This is a genomic window from Dyadobacter sp. LHD-138 (assembly GCF_030929615.1).
Taxonomy (GTDB): Bacteria; Bacteroidota; Bacteroidia; order Cytophagales; family Spirosomataceae; genus Dyadobacter.
In genome coordinates, this window is record NZ_JAVFVU010000007.1 from 196,451 (window position 1) to 211,951 (window position 15,501).

The 15,501-nt window shown below is 42.8% G+C and carries 13 protein-coding genes; 10 read left to right on the top strand and 3 right to left on the bottom strand.

Annotation, left to right across the window (positions count from 1 at the left end; genetic code table 11):
- Nucleotides 1-202: 202 nt before the first annotated feature.
- Entirely contained in the window at nucleotides 203-1,831 is a 1,629-nt protein-coding gene (dnaB, locus tag RB622_RS07475; protein WP_308045931.1) for a replicative DNA helicase, read from the top strand.
- 158 nt (nucleotides 1,832-1,989) lie between these two features.
- On the opposite strand, the gene rlmD is transcribed toward dnaB, so the two are convergent.
- The gene (gene rlmD / locus RB622_RS07480) at nucleotides 1,990-3,396 is read right to left on the bottom strand and encodes a 23S rRNA (uracil(1939)-C(5))-methyltransferase RlmD (RefSeq protein WP_308045932.1); all 1,407 of its coding nucleotides are present in this window, start codon (nucleotides 3,394-3,396) and stop codon (nucleotides 1,990-1,992) included.
- A 61-nt stretch (nucleotides 3,397-3,457) separates the two neighbouring features.
- Between rlmD and RB622_RS07485 the strand changes: the two genes are divergently transcribed.
- The 8 genes from RB622_RS07485 (at nucleotide 3,458) to RB622_RS07520 (ending at nucleotide 11,985) form a co-directional block, all read left to right on the top strand.
- Nucleotides 3,458-5,665: a gliding motility-associated C-terminal domain-containing protein gene (locus RB622_RS07485; protein WP_308045933.1), complete on the top strand. Its 2,208-nt coding sequence runs from the start codon at nucleotides 3,458-3,460 to the stop codon at nucleotides 5,663-5,665.
- Between the two features lie 298 nt (nucleotides 5,666-5,963).
- Nucleotides 5,964-6,383, top strand: coding sequence for a DoxX family membrane protein (locus tag RB622_RS07490; protein ID WP_308045934.1), 420 nt, complete (start codon nucleotides 5,964-5,966; stop codon nucleotides 6,381-6,383).
- 321 nt (nucleotides 6,384-6,704) lie between these two features.
- Nucleotides 6,705-7,115, top strand: coding sequence for an Rrf2 family transcriptional regulator (locus RB622_RS07495; RefSeq protein ID WP_308045935.1), 411 nt, complete (start codon nucleotides 6,705-6,707; stop codon nucleotides 7,113-7,115).
- A gap of 67 nt (nucleotides 7,116-7,182) precedes the next feature.
- Complete coding sequence (locus tag RB622_RS07500; RefSeq protein WP_308045936.1) at nucleotides 7,183-7,836, top strand: NAD(P)-dependent oxidoreductase; 654 nt, start codon at nucleotides 7,183-7,185, stop codon at nucleotides 7,834-7,836.
- 78 nt (nucleotides 7,837-7,914) lie between these two features.
- Nucleotides 7,915-8,742, top strand: coding sequence for a 4,5-DOPA dioxygenase extradiol (gene ygiD, locus RB622_RS07505; RefSeq protein WP_308045937.1), 828 nt, complete (start codon nucleotides 7,915-7,917; stop codon nucleotides 8,740-8,742).
- Nucleotides 8,743-8,832: 90 nt separating this feature from the next.
- Entirely contained in the window at nucleotides 8,833-9,519 is a 687-nt protein-coding gene (locus RB622_RS07510) for a YafY family protein (protein WP_308045938.1), read from the top strand.
- A 73-nt stretch (nucleotides 9,520-9,592) separates the two neighbouring features.
- Nucleotides 9,593-10,030 carry an SRPBCC domain-containing protein gene (locus RB622_RS07515; protein WP_308045939.1) on the top strand — a complete coding sequence of 146 codons (438 nt, stop codon included), beginning with the start codon at nucleotides 9,593-9,595 and terminating at the stop codon, nucleotides 10,028-10,030.
- A 632-nt stretch (nucleotides 10,031-10,662) separates the two neighbouring features.
- Nucleotides 10,663-11,985 (top strand): porin, encoded by a 1,323-nt coding sequence (locus RB622_RS07520; protein WP_308045940.1) that lies wholly within the window; start codon nucleotides 10,663-10,665, stop codon nucleotides 11,983-11,985.
- Between the two features lie 78 nt (nucleotides 11,986-12,063).
- On the opposite strand, the gene RB622_RS07525 is transcribed toward RB622_RS07520, so the two are convergent.
- Entirely contained in the window at nucleotides 12,064-12,519 is a 456-nt protein-coding gene (locus RB622_RS07525; protein ID WP_308045941.1) for an SRPBCC family protein, read from the bottom strand.
- A gap of 65 nt (nucleotides 12,520-12,584) precedes the next feature.
- Entirely contained in the window at nucleotides 12,585-14,705 is a 2,121-nt protein-coding gene (locus tag RB622_RS07530) for a Tex family protein (RefSeq protein WP_308045942.1), read from the bottom strand.
- Between the two features lie 173 nt (nucleotides 14,706-14,878).
- On the opposite strand from RB622_RS07530, the gene RB622_RS07535 reads away from it, so the two are divergent.
- Nucleotides 14,879-15,472 carry a peptidylprolyl isomerase gene (locus RB622_RS07535; RefSeq protein WP_308045943.1) on the top strand — a complete coding sequence of 198 codons (594 nt, stop codon included), beginning with the start codon at nucleotides 14,879-14,881 and terminating at the stop codon, nucleotides 15,470-15,472.
- The last annotated feature ends 29 nt before the right edge of the window (nucleotides 15,473-15,501 follow it).

Here is a 15,501-nt window from a genome sequence, read left to right on the forward strand (position 1 = left end):
AGTAATTACTCTAAAATTTAGTAATAATAACCAAGATTTAAACCATAACGATGCAGCAATTAAAAATTCCATAGCAAAGTTAACAATGTAAAATAAATATATTTTGATCAACTGTTTCATAATCAAGCAAACAGGTACTTTTTAAAATTTTAAAAAAAATACTTCTTTTCTCACAGTCTTGTTATGATTAATTTTGTGTTACATGGAAAATGACAAGTCAACCAATCAGTACAACAAAACAGGTAATAAATCAGGCATTCCCAACCGGAAACCGGCTGTTGCACGTACCCAAAGTTTTGAGCAGAATTACGGCAAATTACCGCCTCAGGCCATTGACCTGGAAGAGGCGGTTCTTGGTGCGTTAATGATCGAAAAAGACGCGCTGACAGCCGTTGTAGATATATTAAGACCACAAAGTTTTTACAAGGATGTGCACCAGCGCATCTATGCGGCGATCCTGACTCTATTCGCCGATTCGGAGCCGATCGATATGCTTACCGTAATTTCCAAATTGCGGAATACAGGTGAAATTGAACTCGTTGGCGGTTCTTCCTACATCGTGGGACTGACTTCAAAGGTGAACTCGGCGGCGAACATCGAATTTCACGCCCGGATTATCACCCAGGCCTCTATTCGTCGTGAGCTGATCACCATTTCCTCCGAAATACAGAAAGAAGCTTTTGAGGACACAACGGATGTTTTCAAGTTGCTCGACAAAACCGAGCAGGCCCTGTTCCAGATTTCGGAATCCAATATCAAGAAAAATTATTCGGATATGGGTTCGCTGATGCGTCAGGCGCTGGAAGAACTGGATCAGAAGAAAAATAACAAGGACGGTTTGACGGGTGTACCTTCCGGTTTCAGTGCGCTGGACCGAATTACATCCGGCTGGCAAAAAACAGAATTGACGATTCTTGCGGCACGTCCCGGTATGGGAAAAACTGCCTTTGTGGTTTCCTCACTCCGAAATGCCGCGGTGGACTTCAATATGGCCGTGGCTATTTTCTCGCTCGAAATGTCCTCGGTGCAGCTGGTCAATCGTCTTATCTCGGCCGAAGCTGAAATTGATAGTGAAAAAATACGGAAGGGAAGCCTTGCCCCGCATGAGTGGGAACAGCTTCACCATCGTATCCACAGGCTTACCAACGCGCCGATTTACATTGACGACACCCCTGCCCTTTCCATCCTGGAATTGCGCGCCAAATGCCGTCGTTTGAAAGCCCAGCACGATATCCAGATGGTCGTGATTGACTACCTCCAGCTGATGACCGGTGATACCGGTGGAAAAGGAGCCGGAAACCGTGAACAGGAAATTGCGATGATCTCGCGTTCGTTAAAAAACCTTGCAAAAGAATTGGACGTACCGGTGATTGCACTTTCGCAGTTAAGCCGTGCCGTGGAAACGAGGGGTGGAGAAAAAAGACCTCAGCTTTCAGATTTACGTGAATCCGGATCGATTGAGCAGGATGCGGATATGGTAATATTCCTATATCGACCTGAATATTACGGCATTACAGAAGACGAAACCGGGAATTCCGTGGCTGGTATCGGTGAAGTAATCATCGCAAAAAACAGGGCTGGTTCTCTTGAAACCGTTCAGCTCAGGTTTATTGGTAAATACACCAAGTTTGCCGATCTGGATTCTCAGTTCGCGCCGGTACCCTTTACAACGGACCGTCCGATCAATAATCCGAATCCTATCTCTTCTTTTGAAAGCCAAAGCAGAAGCACGGCCCAACCGCCAAGTGCTACCGGTGGTACGCTGAGAAGCCGTGCCAATGATCTAAGCAATTTCGATTACAAAGGCCCCGATAGTGAGCCTCCGTTCTGATCAACATTAGAAAAATATAGTAACACCAATAATTGAGAAAGCCTCCGGGAAATATTTCCCGGAGGTTTTCTCAATTATTGGTAAAATACAATTCAAAAAAGTGTTTTATCGAAATTTTTCTTAATTCGTATCGAAATAATACTATTAATAGATCTCTATCACCCGCGATCTTTTTTCACCAGCAACGCTACGTTTTCTACGTGGTGCGTATTGGGGAACATATCAACCGGCTGAACTCTGGTTACCTCATAGTCGTCCGACATCAGGGCCAAATCACGCGCCTGCGTAGCCGTGTTGCAGCTTACATAAACAATTCTGTCCGGAGCGGCTGTCAATATCGTTTCCACCACCGGTTGGTCCATACCCGCACGCGGCGGATCTGTGATGATCACATCAGGTCTTCCGTGTTTTGCCAGGAATGATTCATTCATGATCCTGCGCATATCACCGGCGAAAAACTCGGTATTCGTAATACCATTTAAAGCAGAATTAATTCGAGCATCTTTTACCGCTGCCTCAACATACTCAACCCCTACCACCTTTTTTGCCTGGCGCGCCACAAAGTTTGCGATCGTTCCCGTTCCGGTATACAAATCATAAACAGATTCATTGCCTGTCAGGCCTGCATATTCCCTGGTCACCTTAAACAGGTTGTAAGCCTGCTCCGAGTTTGTCTGGTAAAACGATTTCGGGCCAACCAGGAAGGTCAGGTCTTCCATCGTTTCCCTGATCGTAGCCTCACCTGCAAAATTGATCACTTCCTGATCCTGATAAGAGTCGTTTCCTTTCAGGTTCACGATGTAGTTTAATGACGTTATTTCAGGATGGTTGTCCTTCATGTAGTTCATCACCTTATCTATCGCCTCGTCATTTTGCTCGCCAAACTGAACGATCACCATGATATCACCGGTGTTTGCCGTACGCACCACCAGGTTTCTCAAAGTCCCGACATTGTATTTTACATCATAATACAGGATCTGCTGTTCTTCCCCAAACCGGTGCAACGAGTTCCTCAGCGCGTTGGACGGATCCGGCTGTAAATGGCAGGTATCCACGGTAAAAATCTTATCAAAACGTTTCGGGACGTGAAATCCCAGGGCATTTCTCGAAAATTTCTCCCCGGTATCCAGCTGTTCTTTTGTCACCCAACGATAATTAGAGAACGTGAATTCCAGCTTGTTACGATAATATTCCGTTTTTGGCCCCGCGAGAATCGGACTTATTTCAACGCCTTGAATCTTGCCAATTCTTTGAAAATGATCAACAACCTGCTGTCTTTTGAAACGCAATTGATGCTCATAACCAATATGTTGCCACTTGCATCCCCCACAAACCGTGTAGTGCTCGCAATACGGATCCGTACGCAAAGAAGAGTAGGAATGCACTTTTGTAACAATGGCCTCCTTTAATTTCTTTTTTGTCCTTACCACTTCCAGGTCCACAATATCCCCCGGTGCAACATTTCCCTCTATAAAAATTACCCCATCCTCCGATTTGAAAATACACTTGCCTTCTGCTGCGAAATCAGTAATTTCAACGTATTCATACCTGGTACCCTTTGACATTTTTCTCTATTTTATTGCTAAACTCAAATACTATCGTATAATTTTTACTGTAACGGCCGCCATGAAAAACCGATTGATTTTATCCTTCGTGCTTCTGCTATGCTTTATCGAAGCTCATGCCACCCACATCGTTGGCGGACAATTATTCTTCACGGAAAACAAAGGAGCCTATTACAACTACAACATCGGGCTTACTATGTACTTCGATGCACGCAATGGTGATCCCGGCGCAGAGGACGATTTTGTTAACATTTATGTTTTTCGCAAGCGGGACAATGCCCGCATGGCTACCGTTCAAGTCCCAAAAATAGGACGAAAATCTGTCTCTTACACCAATCCGCTCTGCGGAATAACATCCACCGAAACAATTATGATCACATATGCCCTGGATGTAAGGGCAGAATCGGTCAGTTTTGACGATCCTGGGGGGTATTACATGGTTTGGGACCGTTGCTGCCGGAATGGTACAATTACCAATATAAAATCACCGGGTGATGCCGGAAGTCTGTTTTATCTCGAATTTCCACCCATTCTCAAAAACAACGCAGCCTTCCATAATTCCTCTCCAAAGTTCCCGGACATTCAGGGTGATTATGCCTGTGTCAATTCCCCGTTCTTTTTCAATTTTGGCGGTACCGATGCTGATGGCGATAGTCTGACTTACACCCTGGTTACACCCAGGCAGGGATATTCCACGAAAGCCCAACCCAATGTGCAGGCAATCGGTTCATCGAATTACCCCACTTTAAACTGGATCGACGGCATCACCACTGCAAACATTATTCCCGGCCCAAAACCCCTGACCGTAGATCGCAAAACGGGAATGCTTTCGGTCACGCCGGGCAACATCGGCCTGTATGTGTTTTCGGTACAGGTGGATGAATTCAGAAACGGGGTGAAAATTGGAACGCTGACACGGGATTTTCAGCTGAGGGTCGTCGACTGCCCGAAAATGGATAAACCCAAATTACTTTTCAAGCCAAAAGGAAAAAGTACTTTTTACAACAGCAACCAGATTTTTACAATAAAAAAAGACGATCCGAACTGTTTCGAAGTCATGGTCACCGACCCGACCCTGAACGACCTGATACACGTACAAGGACAGGCGATCGATCATTCCAAAAACTATTTTTCCCTTTTGCCTGCACAATACAGGACCACCGTTGTAAACGACACGATGCGTTTTCAGATTTGCCTCGACGAATGTTTTGTGACCTATGACAACCGCCCCATCCATATCGAACTGATTGCCCAGGACGAGAGCTGTCCCGTTCCGCTTATGGATACGCTCGTGATCTACATCCGACGTGAAGGCGGTGGAAATAATGCGCCGGCTGTCACCACTTCCCTGCCAAGCGACTATGTGCGTGTAGCGGCCGGTGTCCCGGTTACTTTTACGGTTTTCGGGAAGGATGCGGATGCCGACAGCCTTAGCTTATCGGGTGCGGGGCAAAATTTTACGCTGACCTCCAAATCCATGGTTTTCAAACCAGTCAACGGAAAGACTTCGGTCCAACAAAATTTCACATGGATCCCTCCCTGCAATGCTGCCCCAGGTGATACTTTGAAAGTAGATTTTACGGCAAAAGATCTGCGCTGTACTGGCAATCCCCTGGCAACCTCCAAAACAATTTCTTTTATTATTGACGAATCGCCAAACCACCCGCCAGCGGTAAGTACATCATTAAACGCCTCGACGGTGGGTTATTCCATAGGAACCAACGGCGGAATAACCTTTGACGTGACCGCCATCGATCCGGACACCAATACGATTACGCTTTCGGCTCAGGGACGAGGCTTTGATCTCGGAAAAACAGGCATGCACTTTGCCAGTAAGTCGGGCGTTAAACAAATCTCGTCCCAATTTTCCTGGAACCCTGATTGTGCAATCATGAACGGAGACACAGACCAGACGTTTACCGTCGATTTTATTACGCAGGACAAGACTTGTGCGGCTGCGCGGGACACAACCTCGGTTCTCATAAAACTAAGCGATTTTGCAGCAAAAACGGTGGTAAATTTCCCCAATGTGATCACCCCCAACGGCGACAACAAAAACGATTGCCTGCTATTTAACGAACTTCCGACCGGCAGCTGCAACGATCAGTTTAAGGATATAACTGTTTTTAACCGCTGGGGAAAACAGGTTTACTACACAAAAAACAAAAATCAGAGCTGGTGTCCTGATTCCATTTCCGCGGGTTACTATTTCTATGTGATCCAATATACACAACAATCTTACAAGGGAGGATTGACTGTTTTAAAATAGCAGATGCAAGCATACGCGGAAATTTTAGTCACTACCATAAAACACAATCGATTGATTACAAGTAATTTATAAATACAAAATAATGAAAAGTATAATACATTAAATAATAATTTAGTTTATTATACTTTTCATTATTTTGAATAAGTATAATATGTTTATTTCAATTTAGATAATATATTACTTATTGAACTTTTGATAAGTAAAAAGATCTTCCTTTCGTATTCTTTTTAATAACAAACAACGAAACCTTCACGTACATTTTCGCTGTTGTAACTGTTTAAATCAATTCTATTCCCTTATGAATTCTTCTCAACAGTTATCTTTTCTATTTGGCCGGCTTGCCATCGGTATGAGCATGTTCGGACACGGTCTTGTCAGGCTCCCCAAACTGGCCGGATTCAGCGCCTGGATGGTTGACCAATTCGAAAAATCCGTGCTGCCGGACATTGTCGTAATCCCGTTCAGTTATATCCTTCCCATTACCGAATTTCTGGTAGGCGTATTTTTATTGATCGGCTTGTTTACAAGGCAGTCACTCATTGCAGGAGCACTTGTGATGATCGCGCTTATTTTCGGCACAACCATGATCGAAGAATGGGGATCCCTGGGCTCTCAACTCATTCATGTAGCGTTCTTTTCTGTCCTGCTGATCTTCGAAAAGGAATACAATTTTTTCGCCGTCGATTTGTTCTTGTCAAGAATCAAATCGACAACCTAATAGTATTTTTAATATTTAAATACCATTAAAAACATATCAAACTAACAATACTTTATATACTTATTTAACATATTATTAGTTTGATATTTATCATACAATTTAGATTATTAATAAATTCATTATATTAATATTTATAAATAGTATAATAAATACTAAACATCCTATACTTAAAAATATACAATTCACTAATTAATAGAAAGTTACGACAAAAAAAATAAAAACATTCAGCTACATCCACTAGGTTTAAATCTTTTTTTCATCCATTTTTTGTTTTAATAAAAAGTTGTTTTACCTTTGTTCTGTAATAATTAAAATTACAGTATGAGTAACGGAAGGTTTGCAATATCGGTACATATTTTGACACTGCTTGCCGGAGAATCCGGCGAATGGTGTCCATCAGAATATCTGGCTGGCAGCATAAATATCAACCCCGTTCTGGTACGTAAAGAATTAATTAACCTCAGAAACCATGGATTGGTTTTGAGCAAAGAGGGTAAATCCGGCGGCAGTGCTTTGGCAAAACCGGCAGCTTCCATTGCCATGTCCGACATTTATGAGGCTGTTCGTCCCAATCATTTTTTGGGAAAAAGTGTCAATGAACCCAATCCCAACTGCCCTGTTGGACAGCAAATCAATCAGCATCTTGAAGGCCTTTATAGAGAATCCGAAAGGGTATTACTCGCCAGTTTAGGTAAAATGACATTGGCTGAATTCTGTCAAAAATTCAATTAATTTTTTACCTAAAACTGTAACAATTTTCATTTCAGTAGTAAATTATAACTAAAAAAAATAGACCAAAATGAAAGTAGCACTAATCGGAGCAACAGGATTTGTAGGCTCACATGTTTTAACCGAATTAACAAACCGCGGCCACGAAGTTACAGCCATCGTCCGTGACCCGTCCAAAGTAACCCTGAGCAGTCCGTTGCTCACCGTAAAACAAGGCGATGTATTTAATACAGAGGAACTTGCAGCTATTTTTAAAGGAAACGACATCGTCATAAGCGCTTACAATCCAGGCTGGACCAATCCAAATATTTATGCCGACTTCCTGAAAGGGTCAGCATCCATCCAGGAAGCTACCAAAAAATCAGGTGTAAAAAGGTATTTAACGGTGGGTGGCGCAGGAAGTTTGGAAATCGCTCCGGGCCTGCAACTTGTTGACACACCGGAATTTCCCGAAGCATACAAACCAGGCGCAACCGCTGCGAGGGAATATCTTAACATCCTGAAAAACGAAACGGAACTTGACTGGACATTCCTGAGCCCCGCCATCGAGATGCACCAGGGAACAGCAGGTGTCCGCAGAGGAACGTATCGCACAGCCTTGAACAACCCTGTTTTTGACGAAAACGGCCGCAGTATACTTTCTGTCGAGGATCTGGCTGTTGCTATTGTGGATGAAACGGAACAACCAAAATACATTAAAAAACGTTTTACTGCGGCGTACTAAACGGCATTACAGATTCGGGGCATGGACAGGGCGCATTTTATCAAGACGGTTTCGCTATTACCTTTTACATTGCAATCTATGAAATTAAACGATCTGAAAAATATCACGGAAGAGTTCAAAAGCAGCGATCTGATGCCTGTTTTATTCACAGGACATGGCTCGCCGATGAATGGTATTGAAGAAAACGAGTTCACGGATTACTGGAAAAAACTGGGCCAGGAAATCGTGAAACCAACGGCGGTGTTGTGTATTTCTGCGCATTGGTTAACGAAAGGAACCAAGGTTACCGCGATGGTTTCTCCGAAAACAATTCACGATTTTGGCGGATTTCCACAGGCATTATTTGACGTAGAATATCCCGCACCCGGCAATCCTGAATTGGCAAAAGAGACAGCCGGTCTTATAAAAACCACCCATGTAGGCCTGGATCATGAATGGGGACTGGATCACGGGACCTGGTCTGTCGTCAAGCAAATGTATCCGGACGCCGACATTCCCGTACTGCAGCTGAGTATTGACTATGGAAAGCCTGCGGGTTATCATTATGCACTGGCCCAGGAGCTCTCCGAACTGAGGAAAAAGGGAGTCCTGATAATCGGCAGTGGAAACATGGTGCATAACCTCCGGATGGTTGCGTGGGATAAAGTTCAGGAGCCGGAATTTGGTTATGACTGGGCCATCGAACTGAATTCAAAATTTAAAGAACTGATTCTCGACGGAAACCACGACCCGCTTATCCATTATGAAAAGCTTGGCATCGCAGCACAATATGCCATCCCTACACCAGATCATTACTACCCTTTGCTCTATTCGCTGGGCCTCCAAAATAAAAAAGATTCAGTCAGTATTTTTAATGACAAAGCAGTAATGGGCTCTCTGACAATGACTTCTATCCGAATCGGGTAAATATAGAAAACGAAGGAATTTAGAAAAAAGTAAGTGTTTAAGTAATTTAGGTCTTTGGAAATTAATTCCGAAGACCTAAATTTTTTCTCTTTGAACCGAGTCGATCGATTATTGGGCATACTGACTATTTTACAGTCAAAGAAGTTTGTAACAGCCGAGTATCTGGCCACACGCTTTGAGATAAGTACGCGTACCGTTTACCGCGATATTCGCGCACTCGACGAAATCGGTGTCCCTATTACTTTTGAACCCAGCAAGGGCTACAACATTGTTCAGGGGTACTTTTTACCGCCCGTCACTTTCACGACGGAAGAAGCCAACGCACTTGCGCTGATGGGTGCAATCGCCCATCGTTTTACGGACAATTCGATCCAGAAACATTACGAAACAGCACTGCAAAAGGTAACTTCTGTCCTTAAAACGTCACAGAAAGATTCCCTCCATGACTTCGCGCAGCAGATAAAAACCTTCAAACCGGACGTTCTGCAAAATGATTTTGCCTATTTATCTGAAATACAAAGTGCTATTTCCAACAAAACGATACTCCGCCTGGACTATCAAAACTACAACAGCGAGCTCAGTGTACGCGAAGTGGAGCCAATCGGATTACTATTTTACGCGATGAACTGGCATGTAATTGCCTGGTGCTGGATCCGGAATGAATACCGGGATTTCCGGGCATCCCGTATCATTAAATTATATCCTACCAGTACCAGTTTTAAAAAATCAGATCACATCAGTCTCAACGACTACCTCGCACAAACAACCATGCATTAACTGGATTAATCCGTTCCATCGCATGATTTTTCTTCGTATTTTGTAAGACATTATAAACTAAAAACAGGAAATCATGAACCGAAAACTGATGGCGTCGACCTCAATTTCTATTTTTGTAAGCCCTTCCGAAGTATGGAAAGCCCTGATAGACCCCGAGATCATCAAACAATATATGTACGGAACCGAAACAGACACGACCTGGAAACTGCACGACCCGATCACTTTTACGGGAGAATGGGAAGGCGTTTCTTATGTAGATAAGGGCGAGATCGTCAATATTATTCCGGAAAGAGTTTTAAGTTACAGTTACTGGAGCTCATTATCTGGAACAGAAGATTTCGAGGACAATTACGCGATTATCACCTACCACGTTTCTCCCTACGATGATGAAACCACCCTGACGGTCACTCAGGATAACTTAGAAGACGAAGACAAAGTGATCAAAGCAGAAGAAAACTGGATGGCGACATTGATAAAAGTAAAAAAAATCCTTGAACTGAAAGCGCATTAAATGTAAAGCCGGTGCCAAAATCCTACTTGGAGCGCACTGGCTTTAACATTATTTCACCTTTTTAATAGCAAGCCGTTCCTTTGTCTGCAAGTCTGATCATATCAGACGAAGGATTCTGCATTTGGCTTAACGAAAGCTCCGAAAGCGCGCCTGATTTTCAAAAAGAGAGCATCGCCCAAAACGGCAAAAAAGCAAAACTTATAGCCTTCTAAGAAAACCACGTACATCAAAATTTCTCGGCGACCTGCCAACTGAAAATCCGCGGTAGTACTTCCACTAAGCATCGTAAAAAGGCAACAAACGTCATTGAAAATGCTCGTAAAGAAATTTATTATTTAACACTGAGTTAACATACTATTAATATTAAATACAGTTCTTTGCACCTTTTAATACGGACACCATAAATAATATACATTTTATATGAATATATCATTTAATAAGTATTATACTTTTAGTATTTAAATTAACATAAATAAGTATCAAAAGCTAAATACTTTATATGCTTATAAAACATATTTAAAGTATATTTCTTTCAATACGTCAATTTAAACTAATTCGCTAAATATCAGATAATTAGCAAGAACATATCCTAATTATAACTGACACCACCATTAAGTTAATTTTATTTTTCAATGAAAAAATGGATCCCCGTAATCCTATTTCTACTCATATTATGCAAGCCCGATAATACTTTTGCACAACGTTTTCTGATGGATCTGGTCGATACAACCAACCAGATGGGCAAGGGAATGTTATCTATATATGAACGTTACAACCGTGTCCGGATCAGCGGATACATCCAGCCGCAGTTTCAATACATCACAGAAAAAGGAGCTGACACTTATAACGGAGGGAATTTCTCCGACATGTCCAACAACCGTTTTATGCTGCGCCGGGGACGACTCCGTGTCGACTATGCCCACTTAAATGACAAAGGCGAGCCTACCTCCTACTTCGTTTTCCAGTTTGACGGGACCGAAAGAGGCGTAGCGATCCGGGATTTTTGGGGAAGGTTTTATGAAAACAAGTTCAAACTGTTTGCCCTGACAACCGGTATGTTTGCCCGTCCTTTCGGCTACGAAGTTAACCTTTCTTCCGCCAATCGCGAGACGCCCGAGCGAGGCCGGATGTCACAAATTCTGATGAAAACCGAACGTGATATTGGAGCGATGTTAACGCTGAACAAACGAAGAAAAGACGGAAAAACTTCGGATTTCAAATTGGATATTGGTGTGTTTAACGGGCAAGGGATGTCGGGACCAAACGACTACGACAGTCATAAAGATATTATCGCCAAGGTTAGCATGAAACCAAAAAGGATCAGTAATTTTTCACCTGTGCTATTCTCGGCAGCCATTTCCGGATATGCGGGCGGAATCACCAGCCAGTCCGAAGTTATATACAAGGTGGAAAAGAAAAATGAAAATTATATGATGATGCGGGATTCTTCGCAACGGAATCTTGGAAAAGCAACACCGCGGAATTATGCCGGGGCCGACGCCCAGCTTATCATTCCAAACAAACGAGGTCAAACAGAATTCAGGGCAGAATACATCAAAGGAACACAAACGGCAACGGCACTTAGCAGTGAAACACCAGGAATATATCCCGTCAGCAATGGCCTCAAGGATCCACTTTATGTACGAAACTTCGACGGCGCTTATTTTTATTTTCTGCAAAATCTCAACAGTGTCGACCACCAGTTCGTATTAAAATATGATTGGTATGATCCTAATAAAAAAGTTTCCGGCAAAGAAATAAGCACGGCAAATGGGTTCAGTAAAGGTGATTTGCGTTACAATACCTTGGGTGTTGGTTATGTTTACCGTCCCAATGAATCCCTTAAATTTATGTTCTATTACGAAAATGTAAAGAATGAAAAATCGGGATTACCCGGTTTTACCAGCGATGCACCGGATGACGTTTTTACCTGTCGGGTACAATATAATTTTTAAAGTTACAAGCAAATCACAAATGGCCGCAAGCATTTATGAGCTTACAGCCATTTGTGGTTTAAACCGGTTTGACATTTTTCAGGCGCCAAACCGTTCCAGCAGGATTTTCTTCCGGTAAGCAAAAATTTCTTTTACTTCATTGTTCACAAAAACAGCATCAACGATTTTACCTAAAAATCCGAGAGGAAGTTTATAGTTCAGAATATCTTCCATCAACACACCTCCGTTAACTTCTGTAAAATGGTGCTGATGATGCCAAAAAGCATAAGGGCCGAAACGTTGCTCATCGATAAAATACTTCTTATCGACCACCTGAGTGATCTCCGTGCACCAATTGAGAGGAATTCCCAAAATTGGTTTTACGATATAGCGGATTATCTGCCCCGCATACATTTTTTCTCTATGATGATTAGATGTAACCACAAATCCCATATGCACCGGCGTGATCTCTTTGAGATTTGCCGGATTCGAAAAGAACGCCCATGCTTCATCCAATGAAATTGGCAATTGCTGCGTAAAATATAATTCCTGCATTGAAAATGAAGTTTGGTTTGAGTTCACGCTTGGGCCTCAAAGAGTCTCTTTTCAGCAAGTTGCTGCTAAACACCTTTCATACTTAATGCAATTCTCTTTCGCCCCAAGTCAACCTCCGTAACCTTAACCGTCACGACCTGCTGCAACTTCACCACTTCGTTCGGATCTTTCACATAGCGGTCAGCCAGCTGTGAAAGATGAACGAGCCCGTCCTGCTTAACCCCAACATCAACAAACGCCCCGAACGCAGTAATGTTCGTAACAATTCCGGGAAGCACCATCCCAACGCGTAAGTCCTCAGGTTTGCGCACAGCACTATCAAATTCAAATTTTTTCACTGGCGCCCGTGGATCGCGCGATGGTTTTTCAAGCTCCTGCAAAATGTCCTTTAAAGTAGGAAGCCCCACAGTATCAGTTACATACTTCGCCGGGTTAATTTGCTTACGCAATTCCGGTTTTTGAACGAGATCTTTCACGGTTGCACCGACATCATTAGCCATACGCTCAACGATCGGGTAACTTTCCGGATGTACAGCACTGTTATCCAACGGGTTAATACCATTTTCAATCCGCAAAAAACCGGCTGCCTGTTCAAACGCTTTTGCCCCGAGCCTCGGCACTTTTAACAGTTGCTGCCTCGATTTAAAATTTCCATTTTTTGCCCTAAAATCCACGATATTTTGCGCCAGAGCGGGTCCCAGGCCCGATACATAGCGCAATAAATGCTTACTGGACGTGTTGAGATTTACGCCTACGGAATTTACGCAGCTTTCTACGACTACATCCAAAGCATTCTTCAATGCATTTTGGTCTACGTCGTGCTGGTACTGACCGACACCGATTGACTTTGGGTCAATTTTTACAAGTTCCGCCAAAGGGTCCATTAATCTGCGGCCAATTGAAACAGATCCACGAACGGTTACATCTTTATCCGGAAATTCTTCCCGAGCCACATCGGATGCCGAGTAAATGGAAGCACCTTGCTCACTCACCATAAACAAACCAATTTCATTTTCTTTCCCGGCCGACGACAGAAGCTTCTTAACAAAATCTTCGGTTTCTCTTCCGGCAGTCCCGTTACCCACAGCGATCGCCTCAATCTTATATTTTTGAATCAGTTCCGCTATGGTATAATTTGCCTCTGTTGATTTATCAAACGGATAAATTACTTTGTCTGCCAATAAATTTCCCTGGCTGTCCAAAACCACGACCTTACACCCGGTTCGGTAACCGGGATCAATAGCCAGTACATTTTTTTGTCCTAAGGGGGAAGCAAGTAAAAGCTGACGCAAATTTTCGGTAAAAATCTGAATTGAATACTGGTCCGCCTTTTCTTTCGAAAGGTTCGAAAATTCGGTTTCTATACTGGGTTTTAGCAATCTTTTATAACTATCGCTAATGGCCAACTCCAACTGATCTTTGCTTCCGGGTGTTCCTTTCAAAAAAATCCGGTCAAGATTTTCGATTGCCTGATCTTCATCAGGTGAAATATCTACACTCAAAAACCCTTCTTCTTCTCCCCGTCTTAAAGCCAAAAGCCTGTGAGACGGAATTCTGGAAAGTGGTTCAGAAAATTCGAAGTAATCCCGGTACTTGGCTCCCTCTTCTTCTTTCTTCTTTTTCACTTTTGAAGTAATCACAGCATTACGCTGAAACACCGAACGCACACGGCTCCGCGCATCCTGATTTTCACTGATCCATTCGGCAATAATATCCCGCGCTCCCTGCAATGCAGCGTCAGCATTTTCAACCTGATCATTCAGATAACTCATTGCTTTGCGCTCAGGATCGGCTTCTTTTCCTGCAAAGATAAGCTGAGCCAAAGGTTCAAGCCCTTTTTCCACAGCCATCGAGGCGCGCGTTTTTCTTTTTTGTTTATAGGGTAAATAAAGATCCTCCAATTCAACCATGGAGAAAACCCCGGAAATTTGCTTTTTTAACTCCGGAGTTAACTTTCCCTGTTCTTCAATATTTTTCAAAATAGCCTCCCGGCGTTTTTCAACTTCCTGCTGTTTCACATAAGCATCTCTGATGGCGCCGATCTGTACTTCATCGAGCCCTCCGGTTGCTTCTTTACGGTAACGGGAAATAAAAGGAAGCGTGGCGCCCTCGTCAAATAATTGTATGGTATTGCGTACCTGTTTTTCAGAAATACTGGTTTGTTGGGCAATCAGGGGGTAATTCATGACAAAATTTTAACATGTGATAATCCGGTTGTAAATGTAGTGAGTCATTTCAATACATACTCATTTATTACCAAAGACTTTTTTCTGAATAAACAGACCAAAAATCAGCTGCATGTTATCTGAAAAATATTCAAATTGCAACTATTCCCGATCCATTGCTTTAACCATTAAAAATGAAACCAACCAGCAAATTTTCCGGCATTCTTTTAATCAGTTTTCTCGCTTTCTTCTCAATTTCATTTGCCCAGAAAATTATGGTCAGCACGGACAGAGGAAATATTCAGCTGGAACTGTATCCCGAAAAGGCGCCACTTACCTGCAAAAATTTTCTGAAATATGTTAACGAAAACAAATACAACGGCGCAGTCTTCTACCGGGCTGTACGCTTGAACAACCAGCCGACCAACAAAGTAAAAATTGAGGTTATCCAAGGCGGCCTTCAAAACGACACCATAGGAAATTTTCCGCCGATTGCTCACGAGTCAACCAACATGACGGGGATTAAACATGTAAACGGCACATTGTCTATGGCACGAACAATCCCAGGAAGTGCTACTTCAGAATTCTTTATCTGTATCAACGACCAGCCCGAACTTGATTACAACGGAAAAAGAAACCCTGACAAACAAGGATTTGCGGCATTCGGAAAAGTAATTTCGGGCATGGATGTTGTGCTAAAAATTCAGCAAGAAAAAACAGGACAAGGAGATAAAATACAATCGCTAAAAACGCCCGTCAAAATCATTAGTATGAGGAGAATAAAGTAACAGATATCGCTAATAGCAAGCAATGTCTG

Coding starts and splice junctions, on each gene's coding strand:
- ygiD (WP_308045937.1), top strand. CDS start 7,915: ATGAAATTAAACGATCTGAAAAATATCACGGAAGAGTTCAAAAGCAGC.
- RB622_RS07535 (WP_308045943.1), top strand. CDS start 14,879: ATGAAACCAACCAGCAAATTTTCCGGCATTCTTTTAATCAGTTTTCTC.
- RB622_RS07530 (WP_308045942.1), bottom strand. CDS start 14,705: ATGAATTACCCCCTGATTGCCCAACAAACCAGTATTTCTGAAAAACAG.
- RB622_RS07495 (WP_308045935.1), top strand. CDS start 6,705: ATGAGTAACGGAAGGTTTGCAATATCGGTACATATTTTGACACTGCTT.
- RB622_RS07490 (WP_308045934.1), top strand. CDS start 5,964: ATGAATTCTTCTCAACAGTTATCTTTTCTATTTGGCCGGCTTGCCATC.
- RB622_RS07525 (WP_308045941.1), bottom strand. CDS start 12,519: ATGCAGGAATTATATTTTACGCAGCAATTGCCAATTTCATTGGATGAA.
- RB622_RS07485 (WP_308045933.1), top strand. CDS start 3,458: ATGAAAAACCGATTGATTTTATCCTTCGTGCTTCTGCTATGCTTTATC.
- dnaB (WP_308045931.1), top strand. CDS start 203: ATGGAAAATGACAAGTCAACCAATCAGTACAACAAAACAGGTAATAAA.
- rlmD (WP_308045932.1), bottom strand. CDS start 3,396: ATGTCAAAGGGTACCAGGTATGAATACGTTGAAATTACTGATTTCGCA.
- RB622_RS07500 (WP_308045936.1), top strand. CDS start 7,183: ATGAAAGTAGCACTAATCGGAGCAACAGGATTTGTAGGCTCACATGTT.
- RB622_RS07520 (WP_308045940.1), top strand. CDS start 10,663: ATGAAAAAATGGATCCCCGTAATCCTATTTCTACTCATATTATGCAAG.
- RB622_RS07515 (WP_308045939.1), top strand. CDS start 9,593: ATGAACCGAAAACTGATGGCGTCGACCTCAATTTCTATTTTTGTAAGC.